This is a genomic window from Oceanobacillus sp. FSL W7-1309 (assembly GCF_038002145.1).
GTDB lineage: Bacteria > Bacillota > Bacilli > Bacillales > Amphibacillaceae > Oceanobacillus > Oceanobacillus profundus.
Genome location: NZ_JBBOBX010000002.1, coordinates 129,998 through 154,838 on the forward strand (window position 1 = coordinate 129,998; position 24,841 = coordinate 154,838).

A 24,841-nucleotide genomic window follows, 5' to 3' on the forward strand; every position below is an offset into this window, starting at 1 on the left:
GATGAAAGAAATTACAGCAAAGGAAGTTGAATCGTTAATAAAAGAAAGAAATGCATTAAATATTATTGATGTGCGTGAAGTAGATGAAGTAGCTGAAGGGAAAATACCAAATGCCGTGAACATCCCAATTGGAGCAGTGGAGTCTCGAATCCATGAACTAGACAAGTCAAAGGAATACATTATGGTTTGTCGTTCTGGAGCCAGAAGTGGCAGTGCTACCGAATTTCTTGAAAGCCAAGGTTATCATGCCATAAACATGCAAGGTGGAATGCTCGCATGGGAAGCAGATGTGGAATGATGTTGGATGTTGGTAATTCCAATACCCATAATGGTATAAATAGATTATTATAAATGGATTTAAGAGAACTAAATACTATTTTTAATGGATTAAGGAGAGGTTTAAATATGAATAGAGTAATAGTATATACAACAACCCAATGTCCGTACTGTGTCATGTTAAAAAATTTTTTAGCGGAGCAAAATATCTCTTTTCAGGAAGTGAATGTTGAAACAAACCCCGATATGATGCAAATGTTGGTTAATACAACAGGGCAAATGGGAGTACCGCAAACGGAGGTTAATGGTCAATGGATTGTAGGATTTGATCCAAATAATATTAAGAAAGCATTAAAAAACTAGGAGGAAAAAACATTGAATAAAAAAGTAGCAATTATTGCAAGTAACGGTGGATTATTTGATGCATACAAAGTGTTTAATATTGCAACTGCAGCGGCTGCAACAGATCAAGAAGTAGCCATCTTCTTTACATTTGAAGGATTAAACTTAATTCACAAAGAAGCACATCAGCAACTCCCTATGCCAGAAGGGAAAGAACACTTTGCAGAGGGATTTGCAAAAGCAAATGCTCCATCCATTCCAGAGTTGATTAAAATGGCGAATGAAATGGGCGTTACATTTATTGGCTGTCAAATGACAATGGATGTTATGGGATTAGAAAAAGAGACATTTATTGATGGAGTTGAAGTGGGCGGTGCTGTAACATTTTTAGAGTTTGCAAAAGACGCTGATGTAACATTGACATTTTAACTTGCTTTAACAGAAGTTTTTCGATTTCCGTAGTTCTAGGTGAGAAAATTTTATAGTTTGCCTTTTATTAATTTTAATGGAGGAATGTAACGATGGCTGAATTAAAAACACTTGTGAATGCGGTTTGGAATGGTGGAACAACAGGAAATGGAATTCTTAAAGCAGCGTATTTGGATACAAAAATTGCTATCCCAACGGATTTAAAAGGAAGTGGAAACGGGACTGATCCGAAAGAGCTACTAGTCTCTTCAGCGACAACTTGTTATATCGCAACACTTACTTCCATACTTGAAAATAGAAAATTACCTATCGTAGAACATACAATAAATTCTGAAGCAACGATAACTGATAATGTGTTTACAATTACGCACAATCCACAAATCGTTTTATCTAATGAGGCAACAAAAGCACAAATTCAATCTGCAGAACGAGCAATAGTGGGAGCAGATCGAGCTTGCGAAGTTGGGAATTTACTAAAAAAAGCAGGTGTGATTATTGAAACGAAAGGGAATGTGTCATTGAAATAACGCAGACAAGTTGTTAAACCAGTTTTCTGAATCTATAACATGTAAAGAACTTTACAAAAGATACTGATGTAAGCATATTTTTTTAATCTTAAATATACCGTAGGAGGTATTGGTGTGAAAGTAAATACAATGACTGTGAAAGAAGTAACGAAAAAAGTATTTAATAAAGAAGATCTGTTTATTTTAGATGTTCGTAATGCAAGTGACTTCGCAGATTGGAAAATAGAAGGAGAGCATTTTGATTACCTAAATGTTGCTTACTTTGATTTACTAGACGGTGTTGAGGGAATTTTGGATAAAATCCCTTCTGATAAAGATATACTTGTTGTTTGTGCCAAAGGACATTCATCTATAGTAGTTGCAGAGATGCTTTCAGATGCAGGACTTTCTGTTTCTTCCCTAGAAGGTGGGATGACAGCATGGAGTGAACATTTAGAACCTGTTAAAATTGGAGATTTAAAGGATAGGGGAGAAATTTATCAATTTGTACGAATTGGTAAGGGATGCTTGTCTTACATGATAGTTTCGAACGGTGAGGCTGCTATAATCGATTCAGCAAGAATGACGGAAGCCTATCTTGAATTTGCAGCTCGTATTGGAGCAAAAATTACCCATGTATTGGATACACACCTGCATGCCGATCATATTTCTGGAGGAAGAAAACTTGCTGAAGAAGCAAACGCAACGTACTGGCTTCCACCAAAAGATGCGACAGAGGTAACATTTGATTACCAACCATTAAACGATGGAAATGAAGTAGTGATTGGTAGTACTGCCATAGCAATTCATGCGTTATATTCTCCTGGTCACACAATTGGATCAACATCCTTTGTTGTAGACGAGAAATATTTATTGTCGGGAGATATTTTATTTATTGATTCTATTGGAAGACCGGACCTTGCGGGGTTAGCAGAAGACTGGGTTGCAGATTTAAGAGAAAGTCTATACACAAGATACAGAGAATTACCTGGGGAACTAGTCGTTTTACCAGCGCACTTTATGATCATTGATGAATTAAACGCGGATGGTAGTGTATCTGAAACATTAAGCACGCTATACGAAACAAATCATGGATTAAATATTGAGGACGAAAATGAATTTAGAAAACTAGTGACCGAGAATCTACCACCTCAGCCAAATGCATATCAAGAGATTCGGGAAATAAATATGGGTAAAATCGAGAGAGATTTAGTGAAACAACAAGAAATGGAGATTGGGCCAAATCGTTGTTCGGTTCGATAAAATAACGGAATGCAACGAAAGCTCTTCGAAGAAATTTAAGATAATAAAAAGGGGATCCATCTGCTGCGATTCTCTTTTAAGAAGGAGGAAAAAATGGATATAGACTTTGTCGTTGCCATTTTCCTAATCGGCTTTATAGGATCCTTTTTTTCAGGAATGATAGGAATAGGTGGCGCCATTATTAACTTCCCGATGTTGTTATATATCCCAGCCGCACTCGGCATTGCTGAATTTACAGCATATGAAGTGTCAGGCATAACTGCAATTCAAGTATTTTTTGCAACACTTGGTGGGGTCATCGCCTATCGAAAAGGTGGATTCTTAAATAAAAAATTAATTGGTTACATGGGGATTAGCATATTAATCGGCAGTTTTGTTGGTGGATTGGGCTCTACACGCATGCCCGAAAGTGTGATTAATGTAGTCTATGGAATTTTAGCGATAACTGCGGCTGTCATGATGTTAATCCCGAAAAAAGGACTTGATGATATTCCTCTTGAGCAAATAAAGTTTAATAAATGGCTCGCCGCATCACTTGCATTAGTTGTTGGGATTGGAGCAGGTATTGTTGGTGCGGGAGGGGCATTCCTGTTAGTACCGATTATGCTTACGGTTTTAAAAATACCTACTAGAGTGACGATTGCTTCCTCCTTAGCCATAACACTTATTTCATCAATAGGTGCTATCATTGGAAAAGTATCCTCTGGGCAAGTGGAAATCTTACCATCATTTATCATGGTGGTTGCTAGCTTAATTGCATCACCACTTGGGGTTTTGGCTGGAAAAAAAGTAAATACGAAACTATTACAGCTGATTTTAGCTATACTAATTGTAACGACTGCTGCGAAAATTTGGATAGATATATTCGTTTCTAGCAATTAATATTCAATATGGTTTAAAAGTCTTGTTTAAGTTGTTCGTGATTTCGATAATATGAGTAAATATCCGTCCAATTTTTTGGTGGATATTTACTCATAGTTACTAATAAAATTGCTACAAAATAAAGGTAGGTTGTTTACACAAACATACTTACAAAAATCGCTGTAATAAAGCTTGCCATCGTCCCAGCGATAATTGCTTTAAAGCTCATCGATGCAATTTGTTTTTTCTTTGAAGGTGCCAAGGAACCAAGACCTACAATTAATTGTCCAATAGAAGACAGGTTTGCGAAATTACATAATGCAACGGTTAAGATTGCAACAGTTTCTGGCTTTAGAACCTCTTGGAGCTTGAGTACTTCCTGGAATGCAATTAATTCGTTGGCTGCAAGCTTTGTTCCAATAATGGATGCAGCACGAAAAGCATCTTCAAAGGGAATCCCAACTAGTAAAGCAAATGGAAAGAAAATATAACCAAATATGGTAGCAAGATTCATTCCGATAACCCCTAGCAAACCGTTTACGAGAGCTAATAAACTGATAAACGCAATAAGTAAGCCACCAATATTAGCAGCAAGCTTTACGCCGCTCACGGCGCCTTCGGAAATGGCTTCAAAGATGTTCGTATGTCCTGCATCTTCCATTTCGATAGTTTCATTTGTCGCAGATTCTTCTGTTTCAGGTTCCATGATTTTAGACATTACAATTGCAACAAAAGGTACGGAGAAAACGGATATAAGTAAATACTTAATATCAATCCCCATTTGTGCATAAGACAATAGAATTGCCCCACTTGCTGAAGCTGTTCCCCCAACCATCACGGTGAAAAGCTCCGAACGTGTTAGTTTTGCCAGATAAGGCTTAATGAGTAATGGGGATTCTACAACACCTAACATCGTATTGGCAACTGTATTAAACGATTCAACACGAGTGGTACCAAATACTTTACCAACAATCCAACCGAGTACACGTACAACGAATGGGATGATTCGTAAATAATACAGTGCTGAGACTAATGCAGAGATAAAAATAATGACGGATAATACCTGGATTGCAAAAACAAATCCTACATTTGTTCCTTCTGCAAAAAAACCACCGAATAGAAATTCGATGCCCTCCTGGCTATAGTTCAAAACGTGTTGCACGCCCCCAGCAGCACTTGTAAGGAGCCAACGGCCAAGGGGAACATTAAGCATAAAGTAAACGAATATTCCTTCTAATATTACACCTATTAGAATTGTACGCCATTTGATTGCCTTTTTATTTTTACTTAGCAACCAAGCTATAAATAGTAATCCCACAAGGGAGAATAAACCAAATATAATATCCATGATAACCTCCTGATAAACGTTTCAATTTCATCTATCCTTATTGTCGTCAGAAGTCTGACCTTATAAACGAAAATAAAAAAGTGCATCCTCTCAATCTATAAAGAAAGAAGAGAATGCACATATACATGTGGTATTCTAACTTTCCTTATAGTCCGGCATTTTACGGCTGCCAGGTAGAAACGTATGGACCATATTTCCATAGATATATAAGGATCAAATGAAGTTGATTTTAGAAGTTTATCAGAGGATTTCTAAATATACAATAGGAGCATAAAAAATAATAAAATACTAAATTTTTAAATCTTATATTTACTTTACAGTAAATACCTACTAGATTAACTACTGGAGACCAACAATATTGTGAAAGTCTCAAAAAGGAGTAGAAGTTGAAACCTATGTGGAAGTTATCGTAGATGCTCTGTAATTCTGTTGAAAATTGGATTGCGAGGGACATAGCTAGAGTTGTAACTGAAGTTTGGCAAGTTACTTGTATTAAAGGTATGAATTATCGTACTTAAAAGCAAACGATCTCCCTTAAGAGAAGGAGAGCCCCTTAATGATTACCTGTTTAGAAAAGTTTTCTTAAAAAGTGTAAGACTCTCCGTCGTTTGGCAATAAAATATTAGAAGATATAACTGCATGGATAATTGATTCAATGACCTTTATAAACTAAAAAAAGTCGTTGACCATTTATGGTAAAAACGACTTTTTAATAAATCTCTTTTTTATGCAACAGTTTTACATGCTTCTGCGCATTTAAAGCAAGCATCTGCACATTCTTGACAGTGCTCATGATCATGCTTCTTGCATTCATTTCCACACGCCTCACAAATTTTAGCGCAAACTGAAGCTAGTTCAGAAACAAATGGTGTGTTTCTTGATAAAGCGTGTTCTAAATAAGAGCAGATATCTGCACACTCTCTGTCCAACCGTATACAATCAGCCATCATCTTCATATCTTCCTCTTTTAAGCAAGCGTCATAACAATGGTTACATGCTACGGCACACTCATGCAGCTTCTTGATTAGTTCTTGATGTTGTTCATGTGACATCTTTTGAAAACCTCCTGATTTAGAATCTTTTCACTATATGTATTCCCATAGTTATTTCAATTAAACTGATTTTCAAAACTGCATAGAAAATTGTCCAGAAACAATTACTAAATTTCTTTACCGCAGGGAAGTATAATTTGGAAATTCAATTAACAAGATGGAATTGTATCGTTTTTGATTAAAGGAAGGTTCGGTGTTAATCTAATTAAGATGAAATGATAAAGAATTTGCCTTTGTTATGCACTTAAACAAGAATGCATTTTTATTGAGTTAAGTAATGATGATTGCAACGTAAATTGTTATATGCTAATATGTTCATATAATGATTGTGAGCTTCTAATCCAGGTATCATAATACGGAATGACACAAGGAGGTTAGGGAAGAAATTGGAGGACTTTGAATATGAAAATGGCTTTACTCAAGATTTAGATAGCGAAACACTATTTATCGTATCACAAACATTTAAAGCATTAGGTGATCCGACAAGAATTCGAATTCTTAATTTACTTTTTAATAAAGAGTGTTCTGTTAACGAAATTGTAGAGACGTTGGATATCCGACAATCGACTGTATCTCATCAATTACGTTTTCTGAAGAATTTAAGGCTTGTGAAATTCCGTCGTGAGGGGACGACACTTTATTATTCACATGATGATGAGCATGTTATGTTAATCTTGAAGCAAATGATAGACCACGCTTGTCATAACTAACATTTACTATTTTAAATAGGTAGTAGATGATGTTTTTATATCATTATATGCATATATAGTAATATAAGCATATGGTGGGTTGCTTTGGAATATAATAACACGTATGTAAAAATATAATAAATCTCTTTTTGAAATGCTTTTCGTATATATCAGTACAATATAAAGTGTAGGAGGTTTTAACATGGGACATGGACATGACCATACACATGGTGCAAATAAAAAAGTTTTATTGATATCACTTTTCATCATTACAACTTATATGATAGTAGAAGTGATAGGGGGATACTTAACAAATAGTCTTGCTCTTCTAGCAGATGCTGGCCATATGCTGAGCGACGCTATTTCATTAGCGATTGCATTAATTGCATTTAAATTAGGAGAAAAGGTAGCGAGTAAAAGTAAGACATTTGGCTACAAACGATTTGAGATCCTAGCTGCTGTATTAAATGGTGTGACGTTAATTATAATTGCTTTGTTTATTTTCTATGAAGCAATAGAACGTTTTGCGAACCCACCAGAAGTCGCAACAACAGGGATGTTGATTATCAGCATCATTGGCTTAGCTATTAATATTCTTGTTGCTTGGATTATGATGCGTGGTGCGGATGTAGAGGGAAATTTAAATATGCGTGGAGCTTATTTACATGTACTAAGCGATATGCTTGGTTCTGTAGGTGCGATTGTTGCTGCACTGCTTATCATGTTCTTTGGCTGGGGCTGGGCAGATCCACTTGCGAGTGTTATTGTCGCGTTTCTTGTATTAAGAAGTGGCTACTATGTAACGAAAGCAGCTATTCATGTTCTAATGGAAGGAACGCCACAAAATGTTAATGTTAATGATGTTATACAAACAATCGAAAAAGTAAAAGGCATTCAAAGCATTCATGATCTACACATCTGGACAATTACGAGTGGGCTAAATGCACTTTCTTGCCATGTTGTTGTCGATGCTGAGCTAACGATTGCAGAAAGTGAGCGTATGTTACGCAAAATTGAACACGATTTAGAACATAAAGGGATTATGCATATAACAATACAACTGGAAACAGCGGCACATAAACATGACAATTCAATTCTTTGTAAAATAAAAAACGAACCGACACATCATCACCATCATGGGCATAGTCATTAATAAATCCGTTAAAAACCATGTTATTATGACATGGTTTTTATTCATATAAAATATCATATTACACGTACCTAATGAACTTTATTTTTTTGAAACTTTATCATACCCAACAAGGGTATGGAGTTTAAGAGAATTAAAAATTAGGTGGTAATTGAAATGACAAATAAAACACATACTTAACGTACAGGGCATGTCTTGCGGACATTGTGTGAAAAACTCTATAGAGGATAGCGTCGGAAAACTGAACGGTGTGGAAAAGTTGATGTGAATTTAATGAAGAAAAGGTAGATTTGGCAATTGAAGAACAGGGATACAATATCCAATATAAAAGAAGCTTGTACAACATTAGCAAGAAAGGTTTTATTTTCATTATCGCAAACAAAAATATCCATGATATCATACATATTATATTTTTTATTGACAATAATACTGTGAGGGGGTATAGTATTATTATAAAAGAAAAGGAAGTGATTTATTTGGATAAATTCTTACATAATCACCCAAGTAAACCAAGAACACAAGCTGAAATTCAAAAAGTCATTAATCGTTTAAAACGTATAGAAGGTCAAGTGCGAGGAATACAGAAAATGGTGGAAGAGGATCGATATTGTGTCGATATTCTAGTACAAATCAGTGCCATTCAATCGGCACTAAAGCAAGTAGGTTTCTCTGTCACAGAACGCCATATCAATCATTGTGTCAGTGATGCGATTAAACAAGGCGAAGGGAAAGAATCCATCGAGGAATTAATGAGTGTATTGAAGCAGTTCTCGAAATAGGAGGGACTAAGATGAGTGAAACAAATCATGCAACGCTTGGAATAACTGGAATGACTTGTGCTGCATGTTCTACTCGAGTTGAAAAAGTATTAAATAAGATGGACGGTGTCGAAGCCCAAGTCAATTTAACAACGGAAAAGGCAACCGTAGACTACGATTCAGAAAAAACAAGTTTGGAAGATATTACGAAGAAAATTGAGAATGTCGGCTACGGTGTTTTAATGGAAAAAACAGAACTAGATGTTTTTGGAATGACCTGTGCTGCGTGTTCTACTCGGATTGAAAAGGTATTGAATAAACAAGAGGGTGTAAAGCAGGCAACTGTAAACTTAACAACCGAAACGGCATCGATAGAATTTAACCCTGGATTAGTTGATACGAAGGCGTTAATTGAAAAAATCAAAAATGTAGGTTATGATGCAAAACCGAAAGCTGAATCAGCAGATAAGCAAACACATAAAGAAAAAGAAATTAAAATGATGAAGACAAAATTAATTATTTCGGCCGTATTATCTGCACCGCTATTAGTAACCATGCTGGTTCATTTATTTAATATGACAATACCACATATATTCATGAATCCGTGGTTCCAATTTGTTTTAGCAACACCTGTTCAATTTATTATTGGTTGGCAATTTTATGTTGGTGCCTATAAGAACTTGAAAAATGGCGGAGCCAATATGGATGTGCTTGTAGCATTGGGTACAAGTGCTGCTTATTTCTATAGTTTATACGAAGCATTGAAGACGATTGGTAATCCAGCATATATGCCACATCTATACTTTGAAACAAGTGCTGTATTAATCACATTGATTTTATTTGGTAAGTATTTGGAAGTACGAGCGAAAAGTCAGACAACGAATGCATTATCCTCATTGCTCAATTTACAGGCAAAAGAAGCTCGTGTTATGAGAGATAATGAGGAAATGATGATCCCAGTGGAGGAAGTTATTGTTGGAGATCGTTTGGTTGTGAAACCAGGAGAGAAAATACCTGTAGACGGTATCGTTGTGAAAGGAAGAACCTCTGTCGATGAATCAATGATTACTGGTGAATCCATACCAATTGAAAAAGACGTGGACGCAACTGTCATTGGCTCGACGATCAACAAAAATGGCTCGATTGAAATGGAAGCGACAAAAGTAGGAAAAGATACTGCCCTTGCATCGATTGTAAAAATAGTGGAAGATGCACAAGGTTCCAAAGCACCAATCCAACGATTAGCCGATGTCATTTCAGGTTATTTTGTACCAATCGTTGTCGTAATTGCCATTTTAACATTTACCGCTTGGATTGTACTTGTTGAACCTGGCCAGTTTGAACCAGCTTTAGTCGCAGCAATTGCTGTACTAGTTATTGCGTGTCCATGTGCGTTAGGGCTTGCAACTCCAACTTCTATTATGGTTGGTACAGGGAAGGCTGCAGAGAGTGGGATTCTTTTTAAAGGTGGAGAACACCTAGAAAGAACGCATCAGTTAGAAGCAATTGTTCTTGATAAAACAGGTACCATTACGAAAGGAAAACCAGAAGTAACAAACTTTACAGGTGACGAGGAAACATTACAATTACTCGCAAGTGCGGAAAAAGGTTCAGAGCATCCACTTGCAGAAGCGATTGTCGCATATGCAACAGAAAAAGAAATTGATTTAGTAGAAGTAGATAATTTCAGTGCTATACCTGGACATGGTATCGAAGCTGCTCTATTAGGCAATAACATTCTTGTTGGAAATCGAAAATTAATGCAAGACCACCAAATCGAAGTTGGTGGTGCGGAACAAGAATTGGTAAATTACGAAGTAGAAGGTAAAACCGCTATGCTGATTGCTATTAATGGTGAGTATCGTGGAATTGTTGCTGTTGCAGATACAATTAAAGAAACAGCACCTCAAGCTATTCAGGAATTAAAAGCGCAAGGCTTAGAAGTTATCATGCTAACTGGGGATAACGAACGAACTGCTGGGGCCATTGCAAAACAGGTTGGTATTGACCAAGTAATCGCTCAAGTTTTGCCTGAGGAAAAAGCTGATAAGGTGAAAGAAATTCAGTTGCAGGGTAAGAAGGTTGCAATGGTTGGAGATGGCGTCAATGATGCTCCTGCACTCGCAATTGCCGATATTGGAATTGCAATTGGTACGGGAACAGAAGTAGCGATTGAAGCTGCTGACGTAACGATTCTTGGTGGTGAATTACTGCTTATTCCAAAAGCGATCAAAATCAGCCATGCGACGATTAAAAATATCCGTCAAAACCTTTTCTGGGCTTTCGGCTATAATACAGCAGGAATCCCAGTTGCAGCAGTTGGATTACTTGCACCATGGGTTGCTGGTGCGGCAATGGCATTAAGTTCAGTGAGTGTTGTTTCAAATGCACTTCGCTTAAAACGAGTGAAATTATAAAAGGAATCCTTTAAAGGAGGTGAAATTAGATGCAAACAAAATCATTAGATGTTAAAGGAATGACTTGTGGTCATTGCAAAATGTCAGTGGAAGGAGCACTAAATAAATTAGACGGCGTAACTGCCGCAGAAGTTGATTTGGGCTCTGGTAAAGTTGAGGTTACGTATGATGAAACTAAAATTTCATTGGATAATATGAAAGAAGCTGTTGAGGATCAAGGTTATGATGTAGCATAAAAATACACAAAAAAAGCTGGTTTCCTGAAAAATTAGGGACCAGCTTTTTTAATTGGACTAAGGATAGTGTGACTAAACCCATCAAATCCAATTCTCAGCATGATTTCGTATTATAGAAATCATACTATTCATAGACGGTGAAAGCCATTTATCTTTATGATAAGCAAGAAATGTAGCGATCGCCGGATGTTCGGGTGCTACTATTTCTCCTCTTAGTTTATTACTTTCTATTTCTTCTTTCACGGAAAAGTATGGCACCATAGAAATTCCTAATCCACTTCGAACACATTGTTTAATCGCCTCAATACTTTGAAAATCTAAACTTTCCTTAACATCCATCTTTTTATACCTTAAATAAGCATCAAACACAGACTTGTAACTGCATGATCGCTCCGTATAAAGAACTGTCCTATTGTCTTCTTCTATCACTGGGGGACTAATCAAAACCATTTTTTCTCTTATTAGTTTTTCATAATGAATCTCAGAAAGAGACCAATCTTCCTCTTCTAATACCAATACTAAATCGATATCTCCATTTTGAAGTTGTGAGGAAACAATATTATTCTCGACCGATTTTAGTGTAAGGTTTACTTTCGGGTAAGTCTTTTTATATTCTAAAAGAATGGGTGGAACACGATCAATTGTCAGTGACTCCGATATACCAATTATAAGGTCACCAGTTGGTTCCTCGTCCGTACTTAAAGCTTGAGCGTGTAAGTCAATGATTTTAATTGCATAAGAAAGAAGTCGTTCACCATAATGAGTCATAATAACTTTCTTGCCTAACCGATCAAATAAAGGCTTGCCTACCTCCTCTTCTAATTCCTGAATATGCGTTGTAACAGAAGATTGAGCATATCCAAGGTGTTCAGCAGCCTTTTTGAACCCCCCCTCTTTCAACAATTGTTTTAAATGTAATAAGGTGACGAAGCTCCATATACAACTCTCTCCTTTATAGTTCGGTTTTAGTGAACTAATCGTTCGATAATATCTATTTTACTAAACTCAGATGGTGAATTACAATAAAATAGTACCCACAATATGTGATAATGGTTCCGATCTTAAAGAAGACGACCTTAAATAAGCATATTGCTTTTGTTAAAAATATATCTTGAAGTCAAAAAAGGAGTGTTCATAATGCAAGATACAGAATCGTTATTTGACATCGTTACATTAGGTAATACAACATTATATAATCGGGTAGGTGTTGCACCAATGACGCGCATTAGTGCAACACCTAATGGTTTGGCTACAGATCAGATGGCATCTTATTATACATCATTTGCTATAGGAGGATTTGGGCTAATCATCACCGAAGGCATTTATACCGATGATAAGCATAGTCCAGGTTATATGGATCAGCCAGGTATGGTGAATAATGAACAAGAACAAGCATGGAGGCAAGTCGTTGATGCAGTTCACCAAGCAGGTTCGAAAATTATTGCACAGCTTATGCATTCAGGTGCTCTCGTTCATGGAAATCCTTTTGATCAAGATTCAATTGCTCCTTCTGCCGTTCAGCCCAAAGGAGAAAAAAGTGAAATATATGAAGGAATTGGAAAATACGCAATGCCAAGAGAAGCAACAAAGGAAGAGATTGAAGAAGTGATATGCGGGTTTGTTGAAACTGCTAAGCGTGCGAAATCAGCTGGATTTGATGGGATTGAAATTCATGGAGCCAATGGCTACTTGCTTGATGAATTTCTGACTGATTATACAAATCAGCGCACAGATGAATACGGAGGCTCGACGGAAAATCGGGTACGTTTATTGGTAGAAGTATCTAAGGCGATTCGGAAAGCGGTTGGAGAGGAGTTCACTGTTGGCATTCGGATTTCTCAAGCGAAAGTTAATGATTATGCACATAAGTGGTCCGGGAAAGAGCGAGATGCTGAAATCATATTTGGAAGCTTGGGAGAAGCAGGACTTGATTTTATCCATGTTACCGAATACGAAGCATGGAAGCCTGCGTTCGATACAAACGGACCATCGCTTGTTTCTCTTGCCGAAAAATACGGGAAAATTCCTGTAATCGCCAACGGTCATTTAGAGGATCCAAAAAAAGCTAGCGAAATCATCGAGAATGGAGAAGCTGGTTTAGTCACTTTAGGTAAAGGTGCCTTGGCTAATCATGATTGGGTTAACAAGGTCAAAAACGGAGAAGCCTTAGCAACGTTTAAACCTGAAGAAGTGTTGATGCCCAACGCAAAAATTAAGGTGTTTGAAGTTTAAATTTCCTTTTATGGTGTATATGCCAAAATGCACATGTTTAGATTAAATGTTGTTTTTTTAAGTATATTGGAACAGGGAGGAAGGATAGAATGGCAAAACTTTTTTCACCAATTGATATTAAGGGAATTACATTGAAAAATCGTATCGTTATGTCTCCAATGTGTATGTATTCTTCAGTGGATAAGGACGGACTAGTTACTCCTTTTCATTTATCACACTATATTTCTCGTGCTGTTGGCCAAGTTGGATTAATTATGGTGGAAGCAACAGCTGTTCAACCTGAAGGGCGAATTTCAGATCAGGATTTAGGAATATGGAATGACAAGCATATTCTGGGATTGAAAAATTTAAACAAAGAAATTCATAGCTATGGTGCGAAATCAGCGATTCAATTGGCACATGCCGGAAGAAAAGCTGAATTGAAGCACCCTATATATGCACCTACTGCCTTGCCATTTGATGAGAAGTCAATAAAACCTGTTGAAATGACAGTGGAAGTTATCAAAGCGACAATTGAAGCTTTTAAACATGGAGCTAGACGTGCAAAAGAAGCAGGCTTTGATATGATCGAAATTCACGCGGCACATGGTTATCTAATCAATCAATTTTTATCACCACTTACAAATAAGCGTAAGGATGACTATGGTGGAAGCAGGGAAAATCGCTATCGTTTTCTAGGTGAGGTTATAGAGGCAGTGAAAACAGAATGGGATGGTCCGCTTTTCGTACGTATTTCTGCTGATGAATACAACGAACAAGGAAATGCGGAGAGAGATTTCATCTATTTTACAACAGAGATGAAAGCACAGGGTGTTGACTTAATTGATTGCAGTACTGGCGGAGTGGTGCCAGCACGTATCAAACCATACCCTGGATACCAAGTGAAGCATAGTGAAGTAATTCGACGTAATTCAGAAATAGCTACTGGGGCAGTTGGTTTAATTACTAATGGCATTCAGGCAGAAGAGATTGTACAAAATGAGCGTGCAGATCTTGTGTTCATTGGCAGGGCCTTACTCAGAAATCCATATTGGGCCAGAGAAGCAGCCAATGAACTTGGATATGATTTGGAAGCTCCAAAGCAATATGAACGAGGCTGGAAGTAAATTGGTGAGTGGCAGCCAATGAATGACAAAACGTTCAATAGATTGAGAGAATTAAGGAAGAATACTGCATCGTGTAAAATATGAAAGAATTAAAAAATCCCTTGTATTATAAGCAAGGGATTTTTAATCTTATTGTGGCAGACCTGAATTTTTTAAGAAATGTAATTGAACTTTGAGATACGGGTAAGTATTATCATAAATAAAGTATAAATAAATATAGTATATAACGTTCTTGTGTGATCTATTAATTAGGAACTAAGATATCTATTACCATGGAAAGATAAGAAAAAGGGGGAATTCTATTGTTAACGATACCTAGAAAAGTCGGAATAATCAGCTGGTTAGCTACTTGCTTTTATTTTGTTATAGAGCCATTTTTTATGATGACTTCAACAGCTCCATATAGTCTAATGCAGCACGCAATGAGTGATCTTGGCGTTACATCTTGTGGACATTTTACGTACGCGATTGCACCACATGAAATTTGTTCACCATATCATTTATGGATGAATGTGTTATTTATCATAAATGGAATCACAATGACGGTTGGTGTTTTGTACTTGGCGCAATACTTAGAGAAAAAAGTAAGAACCAAATTGGCAACCATTTTCATTATTATCCTAGCTTTGGGGAATATTGTGTCTGGATTTATACCTGCTGATGTCGATTTTTTCTTGCATTCAATCGCAGCGCAAATTGGTATGATTACTGTTTTGCCTGGACTATGGATTTATGCAAAGATGTTAAATAATGGTAAACGTTGGACTTATATTTGCTTATTTGCCCTCATTGTAATTTTTGTCCTAATTATTCTTCTATTCTTTGTACCACTCCCAGCAGGATTACTGCAAAGACTATTTTACGGTATCGTTTTCGTATGGGGAACAGTGTTGACTTTTATTTTAACGGATTCAAGCTTTGAATCAAGTTAACTTTTAACGAACAGAGGCTAGGACAAAAGTATTTTTAGGGAATAAAAACCGAGTATAATTGTTGCAAAATAATTCGCTAAGGAAATATACTCCGCGCATCCAATGGCAGCTGGTGAGCCCCCTTTTTGCTATCGCACTACGGTGTTTCACCTATGCCTTTCCTGCCGCAGGAGTCTACGTATTTTTCCTTCACTAAGTTTGAGCATCGTGCGTCTTTAACATGAAACACTGTCGTTATATCCCAACTCTTATTATTTCTCCCAAATTTCCATGTGAACCTTCCTGGCGATTCAAGTTTTTTAAAGCGTAAATAGGGAAATGTTATAAAAAGGAGAATATCACAGAATGGAGATGGCACTATGTCTGATACAAATCAAATGCCTCGTGAGGAAGGGATAGATCATAGCTTGAGCCTTATGAGAGAAGGATATATGTATATTTTGAACAGGCGACACAGTTTTAGTTCTGAAATTTTTGAAACCCGATTGCTTGGAAAGAAAGCGATCTGCATGGGAGGAAGAGCCGCTGCGGAAGTCTTCTATGATACGGAGAAATTCAAAAGAGAAGATGCAGCACCAAATCGTGTAGTTCAAACATTGTTTGGGAAGAATGGTGTTCAGGCTTTGGATGGTCGTGAACATAAACAACGGAAGGGAATGTTTATGTCCATTATGTCTCCTGAGGGGCTCCAAAGATTAAGAGAAATTGCGCAAAAACAATGGAATCAAGCGCTTGTTAAATGGGAACAGATGGATGAGCTTGTTCTTTATGAGGAAGTAAAAGAGATCCTTTGCAGTACAGCTTGCCATTGGGCAGGTGTTCCTTTGGAAGAAGAGGATGTGAAGGAAGTGACAAAAGACTTAGCAGCGATGTTTGAGTCACCAGCTGCTGTGGGTCCAAACCATTGGTCAGGAAGACATGCACGAAATAAAGTAGAAAAATGGTTGAGTGAATTGGTTGATAAGGTGCGCAGAGGGGAATTAAATCCACAAGAGGATACTGCTTTATATATATTTAGCTGGCACCGGGACTTAAAAGGAAATCTTTTGAATACCGATACGGTTTCTGTGGAAGTCATTAATATCTTGAGACCAATTGTGGCAATTGCTATATTCATCAATTTCACTGTACTGGCATTGCACCATTATCCGAAAGAAAGGGAGAAGCTTAAAACGTCTGATGAAAGATATGCTCAGATGTTCGTACAGGAAGTCCGTCGTTTTTATCCATTTTTTCCATTTGTAGCAGCGTTGGTAAAAAAAGATTTCACTTGGAACAACTATAAATTTGAAGAAGGTACATTAACATTGCTTGATCTTTATGGTACAAATCATGATCCTGAAATTTGGGAGAATCCTGATATTTTCGATCCAAATCGGTTTGCTAAATGGGATGGAAGTCCTTTTAACTTTATTCCGCAAGGTGGCGGTGACCATTTTATGGGGCATCGCTGTGCTGGAGAGTGGGTCACCATTGAGGTAATGAAAGTAAGTCTTGATTATTTGGTTAATCAGATGAATTATGAAGTACCAAACCAGGATTTAAGTTACAGCATGGTTAGTATACCAAGTATTCCCCATAGCAATATAATTTTAAAGCAGGTTAAACAAAACAGGGAGATTCCATAAAACAAAGCCCAGTTTTTCTCAAATCATGAGAGAGACGGGGCTTTTATTGTAAATGTGCTTTATAGTACATATTAACTTCAATGATTCCAATTCCATCTATATGTTTGTTTTAGTACCTAAAAATCAATCTAATCGAAAAAGTCATTGTATATATAAGCAAATAATTATATAATGATATGTGAAAATAGTAGGAGGGATAATCCATGTTCAAAACGGCTGTTGAAATGGAAAAAGCAGCAATGATTTTAAAATTATTAGGTGATAAAACCCGTCTAACGATGGTTAAAATACTAGATTCTCATGATTGCTGTGTATGCGAATTTGTGGAGATTTTTAAAATGAGTCAGCCAGCGATTAGTCAGCATTTACGTAAATTGAAGGATGTTGGATTGGTAAAGGAAGAACGAAGGGGGCAATGGATCTTTTACTCGGTAAATAAGAACAATGCGTATTATTCATTCGTTGCAGAGATTCTTAAACAATTGCCAGATCAAGACGAAAAATTAAAAGTTTTAGAAGAAAATGGTACACGAATGACGTGTTGTTAATTGGAGGGTAAGGTTTTGTCAGTAATGGTTATTTTATCAATTTTAATCTTTTTAGGTACGCTAATTTTAGTTATTTGGCAGCCTAAAGGGTTATCAATTGGCTGGTCAGCAATGGGTGGTGCAATATTCGCGCTTATTGTTGGTGTCGTTAATTTTGAAGATGTAATTGAAGTGACGAGTATTGTATGGAATGCAACCTTAACATTTGTAGCAATCATACTTATTTCTTTAATATTTGATGAAATTGGGTTCTTCGAATGGGCTTCCTTACATATGGCGAGAATTGCAAAAGGAAACGGTATAAAAATGTTTGTTTATATTAGTTTGCTTGGTGCAGTTGTGGCAGCATTCTTTGCAAATGATGGAGCGGCATTAATTCTAACTCCGATTGTGCTTGCAATGGTACGAAATTTGAATTTTACGGAAAAAATGGTCTTTCCCTTTATAATGGCTAGTGGGTTTATTGCCGATACAACCTCACTGCCTTTTATCATTAGTAATCTAGTTAATATCGTTTCAGCAGACTTTTTTAATATTGGTTTTGTGGAATATGCATCACGGATGATTATTCCAAATCTGTTCTCATTGGCTGCGACGATTATTGTGTTATTAATCTACTTTAGAAAAAGTATCCCTAAAACGTATGATTTGTCAAAATTAAAAGAGCCGAATGATGCAATTCGGGATGCGAAAATGTTCAATTTATCCTGGTATGTACTAGGAATCCTACTTATTGGTTACTTTACGAGCGAGTTTATTCAGGTCCCTGTTTCGTTAGTTGCAGGAGTCATTGCCATCTTCTTTATTCAAATGGCAAGAAAAAGTAAAGTGGTCAACACAAGGGCTGTTATAAAAGATGCACCATGGAATATCGTCTTTTTCTCAATTGGAATGTACGTGGTCGTTTTTGGTCTGCGTAATGCCGGACTAACAAATCTATTGGCTGATCTTATTCAAGCAGCTGCAGAACAGGGATTGTTTGTGACAACAATAGCAATGGGATTCATCGCAGCTGTTCTATCATCCGTTATGAATAATATGCCGACTGTTATGATTGATGCTATTGCAATTTCTGAAACAAATACAACAGGTGTCATCCGGGAAGCATTAATATATGCGAACGTAATTGGATCGGATCTAGGTCCGAAAATTACACCGATTGGTTCACTTGCCACCTTACTTTGGCTGCATGTGTTGTCAAAAAAAGGCGTGAAAATATCATGGGGAACTTATTTTAAAACCGGTATTGTCCTCACAATGCCTATACTGTTCATAACTTTACTCGGTTTATATTTTACACTTTTACTTTTTTAACATGAATTAGTGAAATAATAAAAGAAATGGAGCTTGATGATGTCTAATAAAACAATCTACTTTTTATGTACAGGAAATTCCTGCCGAAGCCAAATGGCAGAAGGATGGGCGAAGAAATATCTCGGTGATGGTTGGGAAGTCAAAAGTGCCGGAATTGAAGCACATGGATTAAATCCGAATGCAGTAAAAGCAATGAAAGAAGTGGATATTGATATATCCAAACAAAACTCTGAAATAATTGATACCGAATTCTTGAACAATGCAACATTGGCTGTTACGCTTTGCGGAGATGCGGCAGATAAATGCCCAGTAACCCCGTCACATGTTAGACGAGAGCATTGGGGCTTTGATGACCCAGCAAAAGCAAAAGGTACCGAAGAGGAGAAATGGAAAGTATTCCAGCGAGTTCGTGATGAAATAGAAGAGCGAATTAAACGATTTGCAGATACAGGTGAATAAATTTGAAAAGGTATAATAATCCTCCCCTGAAAGTTAACAGAAGAAACTTTCAGGGGAGTTTTTGGAACGCATAACTTGTAAAATACAAAGTATTTTAAATAGGGCTAAACCAACAAGTGCACAGACTTTTGTTGGCAAGTTGGTTCTTAAAATATTAGAACATGCATAAAAATAAAAAACTGTATGGGCTAGTTTATCTGCTTGTAATCTAGATTGAGCAGGGAAGTCTAATGAGGTCTTTTCATGAGAAGTAATGAGACAGTAAGTTTGTAAAATGAAGATGGAACTGATTGTAATGGTCCTTAAGTAATAATTGTATTAGAAACAAGTGAAAGGAGGAGATATAATTTAGCTAAAGTACAATATAGTCAATTGAGATAAAGCATTCGTTAGCCATACAGTTGATTTAAAAAGAACCATTTGATTCTTAACTTATAATTAAGAAGGGTGGAGCTATATGAGCTTAACGAAAAAGATTTTAATAGCTCTGGTATTCGGTGTCGTTGTAGGGATAGGGTTCACATTTGTACCGGAAAGTATATTTTCGAATATAGATACCTATGTGTTAACGCCTGTAGGTCAAATCTTTATTAACTTAATTATGATGATTGTTGTACCAATTGTATTCGTATCAATTGTTCTTGGAACCGCTGGTCTTGGAGAGCCAGCTAAACTAGGGAAAATAGGCATTCAAACCATTTCTTTTTTCCTCGTTACTACTGCAATTGCTATTTGTATCGGCCTTGCATTAGCATTTTTAATAAAACCAGGTGCAGAAGGTGTATTTGATATAGGCAATGCTAGCTATGAAGCAAATGACGCACCCCCTGTGATGGACACGATTATTAATATCATTCCTGATAATCCCATTAGTTCAATGGCTGCAGGAGATATGCTGCAAATTATCGCATTTGCAATTTTCATTGGGACTGCTCTTGCCTTCTTAGGTGAGAAAACTCAAGGCATCAATCGTTTATTTGAACAAGCAAATGAAATATTAATGTTTCTAGTAACTCTTATTATGAAAGCGGCCCCATATGGTGCCTTTGCTTTAATTGCCTCTGCAATTGGAGGTGCTGGTTTAGATGCTGTTGGTTCAATGGGAGCGTATATGGGAACGGTTATATTAGGATTGTTTATTCATGCAATAGTCATTTATAGCTTAGCCATCTGGCTGGTTGGAAAAGGAAATCCAATCAATTTCTATAAAGGATTTTTTCCAGCAATGTCTGTTGCGTTTAGTACGTCCAGTTCAAATGCAACTCTGCCAGTTTCCATGAGAGCTGCACAGGAAAATCTTGGTGTAAGTAAAGAAATCAGCAGTTTCGTACAGCCATTAGGGGCAACGATTAATATGGATGGAACTGCAATTATGCAAGCAGTAGCTGCAGTTTTTATTGCCCAAGTATATGCAATAGATTTGGATTTTACTGCTATCATCATGATTATTTTAACTGCAACCTTGGCTAGTGTTGGAACTGCCGGGGTGCCAGGAGTTGGATTAATCATGCTTGCCATGGTATTGCAACAGGTTGGCCTGCCTGTTGAAGGCATTGCTCTCATTATCGGTATCGACCGCTTATTGGATATGCTGCGCACGTCCCTTAATATTACTGGGGATGCGGCTTGTGCCTATATTATTTCTGAAAATGAAAAGCGAATCCAAGCAAAAGCAAAATAATCATTTTTCAAAGATGTTGTGTTTAATAGATAAATAAAGCAACCTCCAAGTACGTGTCCTTGGAGGTTGCTTTATTTTGGCTTAGAGTATAATCGACAATAATTTCTAATGGAGATATAAAACAACTGTGATTATTATTATTCAATTCTATTAAAATTGACTTCCGTAAGATTGTTGTAATTTAATTAGTTAACATTATTAAGGAAAATAAACTTACACCCCTCTGTGAAATACAATTGTAATATTATCATAATATCTATGACATTTGATAATGGTATACTACAACAAGCCTAGAACAGGTAAAAATTAGTATAAAATACATAATTCACATAACTGCAGACAATCAGATTCTATTATCTTGTCTATAAATAGAGACGTAGTCGTGAATTGGAAAACGGGGGAGTCAATTTGAATAGAACCTTAGCAAAACTAATCGCAGTAGTGATGATTGTTGGTTTAAGTAGTTCGTTTTTTAGTATCCCGACCTTTGCAGACAGTACAAACGAATTAGAAACAATTCGTGAGCAACGCTCAAACATTAAGGAAAATCTGACAGAAGCTGAAAGTGAAATCGCAGATGTTATCATAGAATTAGAGACATTATCAAAAGAAATAGAACGTGTTGATACAGCTTTACAAGAAAATCAGAAATTGTTGAGTGAAACAGAAAATAAGGTTGACGGTACATTAGAAGAAATTTCGATCTTAGAAGAAGAAATGAAAGAATTAGAAAAGAAGATTGAAGAAAGATATGAAATTTTAAAAGGTCGAATCGTCTCTACACAACAGTCAGGCGGTAAGATCAGCTATTTAGAAGTTATCTTCGGTTCTCAAAGCTTTAGTGATTTTATCTCACGCGTGTCAGCAGTTAATACAATTACGAACTCGGATGCAGCATTAATCGAGCAGCAAGAGGCTGATATCCAATTAGTAGCGGAAAAACAAGCAACTGTATTCGATAAACTCGATCAATTAAATGAACTAAAAGCAGAACAAGAAGAAACACAATCATTGATTGCTCAGCAATTAGAGCAAAATAAAGAGCAAAAATCATCATTGGAACTAAAGCAAAACCAATTAGCCACGTTGGCAGATGAATTACAAATCGAAGATAGTACACTTGCTTCATTGGAAGGTGAAGTAAAACAGCAAATCGCAAAGGAAAAAGAACAGCGCGAAATTGAATTAGCACAAGCAGAAAAAGCAAAGGAAGCGGCAAAAGCGAAGGAACAGGAAGTCGCAAAACCTGCTAAAACGCAAGTTGCATCAGCTCAAGATAAGTCGGTCGATGAAGGTAAAGTAGTACAACTGGCTAAAGAAGAGAAGAAAGAGTCGAAAAAAGAACCAAAAAAGGAATCGGATAAGAAGGAATCCGCTTCTAATGGCAAAACTTTTACGGTGACAGCTACTGCATATACGGTTAAAAGTGCGGGAGGCTCTGGTGTTACATCAACCGGAATTAATCTCAGTAAAAATCCAAATGCAAAAGTAATTGCAGTTGATCCAAGTGTAATTCCATTAGGCAGTATTGTTGATGTTGAAGGCTATGGTCATGCTATTGCTGGGGATATCGGCAGTGCGATAAAAGGGAAGAAAATTGATGTTTTCGTACCAACTCAAAAAGAAGCTTATAATTGGGGAGTTCGTACAGTAAAAGTTACCATTGTTGAATAAACGATATATAAATAACCGCCCGATTAACGGACGGTTATTTTTTTGCGAAAAAATCATCCCCTTGCATGAACAGCAACCATACTGAAGATCTATTACAAACAGTAATTGCTTAAAAAGAAATAAATGACTCTTATGAAAAATTGGATGTGAGAATATACCTTTAACACATGGATAAAGGAGGAGATTAATGACTATTTTATCAAATCAGGATGGTATTGATGCATCCATGATTGAATGCTGGTTTTTTAGATTTTACATTGTTAACATTTAAAAAGTACTCATTCTTAAAAAATGATACAGAAAGTTGAAGCTGACATAGAATGGAATTAAAATAAAAAAGTATAATAATAGAATATAGCCAAAGAAAGACTTGGTAAATACTTCGATTCGAAATCTGATAAAATGAAACCTATTGCGCTTCTTTTACGTAAATAGAAGTGATGCATATCAATTCTAGGGGGCCTCTTTATGTATGAAGAAATAAATGATCAGCTCATTCGAGTTAGAAGTGCAATGAGCAAGAAACAGAAATGGGAAAAACAGCTTGCTGATTATGAGACAGAATTAATAGATGTTGAAAAAGAGATTAGCAGGTTAGAAGTGCAGCTGTTTGCTGAGAAAAAAGACGTTCAGAAACTGGAACGAATTGGAATAACAAATTTAATACAAACACTTTTTGGATCAAAGCATGAAAAGCTGAGACAGGAAAAGCAAGAAGTTATTGCAGTACAGCTGCAGCTTGAAGAGGCTGAAAAAACGAAGCAAGAAATTAGTAATTCGATGAATGAATTGCATCATAAATTGCAAAGCGTTGTGGATGCAGATCAAGATTACGAATTTCTTTTGTCGACGAAGGAACAAATTATTAAGGAAAGAGATGCTGCATTCGGAAATCGCTTATTTGAATTAAATGAGCGTGAAGGTGATATAAGAGCATACATCACAGAGTTAAATGAAGCGATTGAAGCAGGATATAATGTAAAAGATGCATTAAATAATGCAATGAGTTCCCTTGAAAGTGCAGAAGGTTGGGGGACATTTGATATGTTTGGTGGAGGGATGATTTCTAGTATGGTTAAGCATGATCATATTGATAAAGCGACAAACCATATCCACCAAGCACAAACTAGGATGCGAAACTTTCAGAAAGAATTATTAGATATCGATGAAGTGACAAACCTGCAAATTGATATTTCAGGAATGTTGAAATTTGCGGACTTTTTCTTTGATGGTTTAATTGTAGATTGGATGGTTCAAGGGAGAATTCAAGACTCTTTACAACAAGCAAGGGATCAACATGCAAGCGTTGTATCGGTTATTCGAAAATTAGAAATGACCTTGAATGAAAAAGAAATAGAGCTTTCTGCCACACAAACTGAGAAAACAACTCTAATAGAACAGCTATAAATGATACCTTCCTCAACTAATAGACATAGGAGAGGGAGGTAACATTTATTTAATTGGAGAGTTTTTCCTTTATTTCTTGTAATGGAAATTCAATTGCGATATCAACGCCATCTAAAATAAGTAATGTCGAATCATATGCAAGTTTTTTTACCTTTTCAGGATTAACATCGTCCTTCATTTTATATTCTAAGTGAACAGACATTTCAGTATTAGGTTCGAAATATCCGGAATGGCCACTCCCTAAAGACAACATTTTATTATAGTTTGTACGTTTCTCCATTACCATAACTTCAGATAATTTCTCATTTGGCCGTATGACGAATTCAATTCCAAATGGATGCTGTCCAGGATAATCAAAATCACTTTCAATTGGTATTTCACCATTATTTTTGATTTTAAAATCATAACGCAATAAACCTTCTGATTGAATAACAGTTATCTCTGTATCTGTAATTTCAAGCTTATCTTGATGTTCAAAGCCTGTTAGGATACTAAATGCGAGAAATAAAACAAGCAAAAATCCATTCTTCATG

General features: G+C 36.4%; 24 protein-coding genes, 2 pseudogenes and 1 riboswitch. Of the genes and pseudogenes, 22 read left to right on the top strand and 4 right to left on the bottom strand.

The features are described 5' to 3' along the window. Position 1: 1 nt before the first annotated feature. From NST46_RS13340 to NST46_RS13365, 6 genes are all read left to right on the top strand, one after another. A complete protein-coding gene (locus NST46_RS13340) occupies positions 2 to 298 on the top strand; it encodes a rhodanese-like domain-containing protein (protein WP_095311347.1) in 297 nt (98 codons plus the stop codon). A 107-nt stretch (positions 299 to 405) separates the two neighbouring features. After that, complete coding sequence (locus tag NST46_RS13345; protein WP_251659177.1) at positions 406 to 639, top strand: glutaredoxin family protein; 234 nt, start codon at positions 406 to 408, stop codon at positions 637 to 639. Between the two features lie 12 nt (positions 640 to 651). After that, a complete protein-coding gene (locus tag NST46_RS13350) occupies positions 652 to 1,047 on the top strand; it encodes a DsrE/DsrF/DrsH-like family protein (protein WP_341137364.1) in 396 nt (131 codons plus the stop codon). Between the two features lie 92 nt (positions 1,048 to 1,139). Beyond that, positions 1,140 to 1,574: an OsmC family protein gene (locus NST46_RS13355; RefSeq protein WP_341137365.1), complete on the top strand. Its 435-nt coding sequence runs from the start codon at positions 1,140 to 1,142 to the stop codon at positions 1,572 to 1,574. A gap of 114 nt (positions 1,575 to 1,688) precedes the next feature. After that, entirely contained in the window at positions 1,689 to 2,816 is a 1,128-nt protein-coding gene (locus NST46_RS13360) for an MBL fold metallo-hydrolase (protein WP_341137366.1), read from the top strand. A gap of 93 nt (positions 2,817 to 2,909) precedes the next feature. Continuing rightward, positions 2,910 to 3,698, top strand: coding sequence for a sulfite exporter TauE/SafE family protein (locus NST46_RS13365; RefSeq protein ID WP_341137367.1), 789 nt, complete (start codon positions 2,910 to 2,912; stop codon positions 3,696 to 3,698). Positions 3,699 to 3,831: 133 nt separating this feature from the next. On the opposite strand, the gene NST46_RS13370 is transcribed toward NST46_RS13365, so the two are convergent. Together NST46_RS13370 and NST46_RS13375 are read right to left on the bottom strand one after the other, a co-directional pair. Continuing rightward, positions 3,832 to 5,025, bottom strand: coding sequence for a NupC/NupG family nucleoside CNT transporter (locus NST46_RS13370; protein ID WP_095311371.1), 1,194 nt, complete (start codon positions 5,023 to 5,025; stop codon positions 3,832 to 3,834). 128 nt (positions 5,026 to 5,153) lie between these two features. Continuing rightward, positions 5,154 to 5,255: riboswitch (purine riboswitch) on the bottom strand. A 495-nt stretch (positions 5,256 to 5,750) separates the two neighbouring features. Next, positions 5,751 to 6,077, bottom strand: coding sequence for a four-helix bundle copper-binding protein (locus tag NST46_RS13375; protein WP_095311373.1), 327 nt, complete (start codon positions 6,075 to 6,077; stop codon positions 5,751 to 5,753). 386 nt (positions 6,078 to 6,463) lie between these two features. Here NST46_RS13375 and NST46_RS13380 point away from each other — a divergent pair, with 386 nt between their 5' ends. The 6 genes and pseudogenes from NST46_RS13380 (at position 6,464) to copZ (ending at position 11,327) form a co-directional block, all read left to right on the top strand. Beyond that, a complete protein-coding gene (locus NST46_RS13380) occupies positions 6,464 to 6,787 on the top strand; it encodes an ArsR/SmtB family transcription factor (protein ID WP_095311375.1) in 324 nt (107 codons plus the stop codon). 181 nt (positions 6,788 to 6,968) lie between these two features. Beyond that, positions 6,969 to 7,919 (top strand): cation diffusion facilitator family transporter, encoded by a 951-nt coding sequence (locus NST46_RS13385; protein WP_095311377.1) that lies wholly within the window; start codon positions 6,969 to 6,971, stop codon positions 7,917 to 7,919. A gap of 187 nt (positions 7,920 to 8,106) precedes the next feature. Then, positions 8,107 to 8,178 (top strand): annotated as a pseudogene (locus tag NST46_RS13390) (copper resistance protein CopZ); the annotation flags it as partial. Positions 8,179 to 8,392: 214 nt separating this feature from the next. Next, positions 8,393 to 8,695 (top strand): metal-sensing transcriptional repressor, encoded by a 303-nt coding sequence (locus NST46_RS13395; RefSeq protein WP_341137368.1) that lies wholly within the window; start codon positions 8,393 to 8,395, stop codon positions 8,693 to 8,695. Between the two features lie 11 nt (positions 8,696 to 8,706). Then, a complete protein-coding gene (locus tag NST46_RS13400) occupies positions 8,707 to 11,091 on the top strand; it encodes a heavy metal translocating P-type ATPase (RefSeq protein ID WP_340002046.1) in 2,385 nt (794 codons plus the stop codon). Positions 11,092 to 11,120: 29 nt separating this feature from the next. Beyond that, positions 11,121 to 11,327 carry a copper chaperone CopZ gene (copZ, locus tag NST46_RS13405; RefSeq protein ID WP_118889712.1) on the top strand — a complete coding sequence of 69 codons (207 nt, stop codon included), beginning with the start codon at positions 11,121 to 11,123 and terminating at the stop codon, positions 11,325 to 11,327. Between the two features lie 81 nt (positions 11,328 to 11,408). Here copZ and NST46_RS13410 read toward each other — a convergent pair. Continuing rightward, a pseudogene (locus NST46_RS13410) lies at positions 11,409 to 12,264 on the bottom strand (LysR family transcriptional regulator). 200 nt (positions 12,265 to 12,464) lie between these two features. Here NST46_RS13410 and NST46_RS13415 point away from each other — a divergent pair. The 10 genes from NST46_RS13415 (at position 12,465) to NST46_RS13460 (ending at position 24,308) form a co-directional block, all read left to right on the top strand. After that, positions 12,465 to 13,559 carry an NADH:flavin oxidoreductase gene (locus tag NST46_RS13415; protein WP_341137369.1) on the top strand — a complete coding sequence of 365 codons (1,095 nt, stop codon included), beginning with the start codon at positions 12,465 to 12,467 and terminating at the stop codon, positions 13,557 to 13,559. 89 nt (positions 13,560 to 13,648) lie between these two features. Further along, positions 13,649 to 14,665 (top strand): NADPH dehydrogenase NamA, encoded by a 1,017-nt coding sequence (namA, locus tag NST46_RS13420; protein WP_341137370.1) that lies wholly within the window; start codon positions 13,649 to 13,651, stop codon positions 14,663 to 14,665. A 296-nt stretch (positions 14,666 to 14,961) separates the two neighbouring features. After that, positions 14,962 to 15,597 (top strand): DUF998 domain-containing protein, encoded by a 636-nt coding sequence (locus NST46_RS13425; RefSeq protein WP_341137752.1) that lies wholly within the window; start codon positions 14,962 to 14,964, stop codon positions 15,595 to 15,597. Positions 15,598 to 15,956: 359 nt separating this feature from the next. Then, on the top strand, positions 15,957 to 17,225 hold the full coding sequence (locus NST46_RS13430; protein ID WP_118889716.1) for a cytochrome P450: 1,269 nt from the start codon (positions 15,957 to 15,959) through the stop codon (positions 17,223 to 17,225). A gap of 203 nt (positions 17,226 to 17,428) precedes the next feature. Continuing rightward, on the top strand, positions 17,429 to 17,773 hold the full coding sequence (locus NST46_RS13435) for an ArsR/SmtB family transcription factor (protein WP_095311390.1): 345 nt from the start codon (positions 17,429 to 17,431) through the stop codon (positions 17,771 to 17,773). A 24-nt stretch (positions 17,774 to 17,797) separates the two neighbouring features. Continuing rightward, on the top strand, positions 17,798 to 19,087 hold the full coding sequence (locus tag NST46_RS13440; RefSeq protein ID WP_341137753.1) for an arsenic transporter: 1,290 nt from the start codon (positions 17,798 to 17,800) through the stop codon (positions 19,085 to 19,087). 39 nt (positions 19,088 to 19,126) lie between these two features. Then, on the top strand, positions 19,127 to 19,546 hold the full coding sequence (arsC, locus tag NST46_RS13445) for an arsenate reductase (thioredoxin) (RefSeq protein ID WP_095311392.1): 420 nt from the start codon (positions 19,127 to 19,129) through the stop codon (positions 19,544 to 19,546). Positions 19,547 to 20,003: 457 nt separating this feature from the next. Then, complete coding sequence (locus NST46_RS13450; protein ID WP_118889717.1) at positions 20,004 to 21,227, top strand: dicarboxylate/amino acid:cation symporter; 1,224 nt, start codon at positions 20,004 to 20,006, stop codon at positions 21,225 to 21,227. 408 nt (positions 21,228 to 21,635) lie between these two features. Continuing rightward, on the top strand, positions 21,636 to 22,901 hold the full coding sequence (locus tag NST46_RS13455) for a PcsB-like coiled-coil domain-containing protein (protein WP_341137371.1): 1,266 nt from the start codon (positions 21,636 to 21,638) through the stop codon (positions 22,899 to 22,901). A 468-nt stretch (positions 22,902 to 23,369) separates the two neighbouring features. Next, positions 23,370 to 24,308: a hypothetical protein gene (locus tag NST46_RS13460; protein ID WP_303448066.1), complete on the top strand. Its 939-nt coding sequence runs from the start codon at positions 23,370 to 23,372 to the stop codon at positions 24,306 to 24,308. 49 nt (positions 24,309 to 24,357) lie between these two features. Here NST46_RS13460 and NST46_RS13465 read toward each other — a convergent pair whose 3' ends face one another. Continuing rightward, positions 24,358 to 24,840 carry a hypothetical protein gene (locus NST46_RS13465; RefSeq protein ID WP_118889718.1) on the bottom strand — a complete coding sequence of 161 codons (483 nt, stop codon included), beginning with the start codon at positions 24,838 to 24,840 and terminating at the stop codon, positions 24,358 to 24,360. Between the last annotated feature and the right edge of the window lies 1 nt (position 24,841).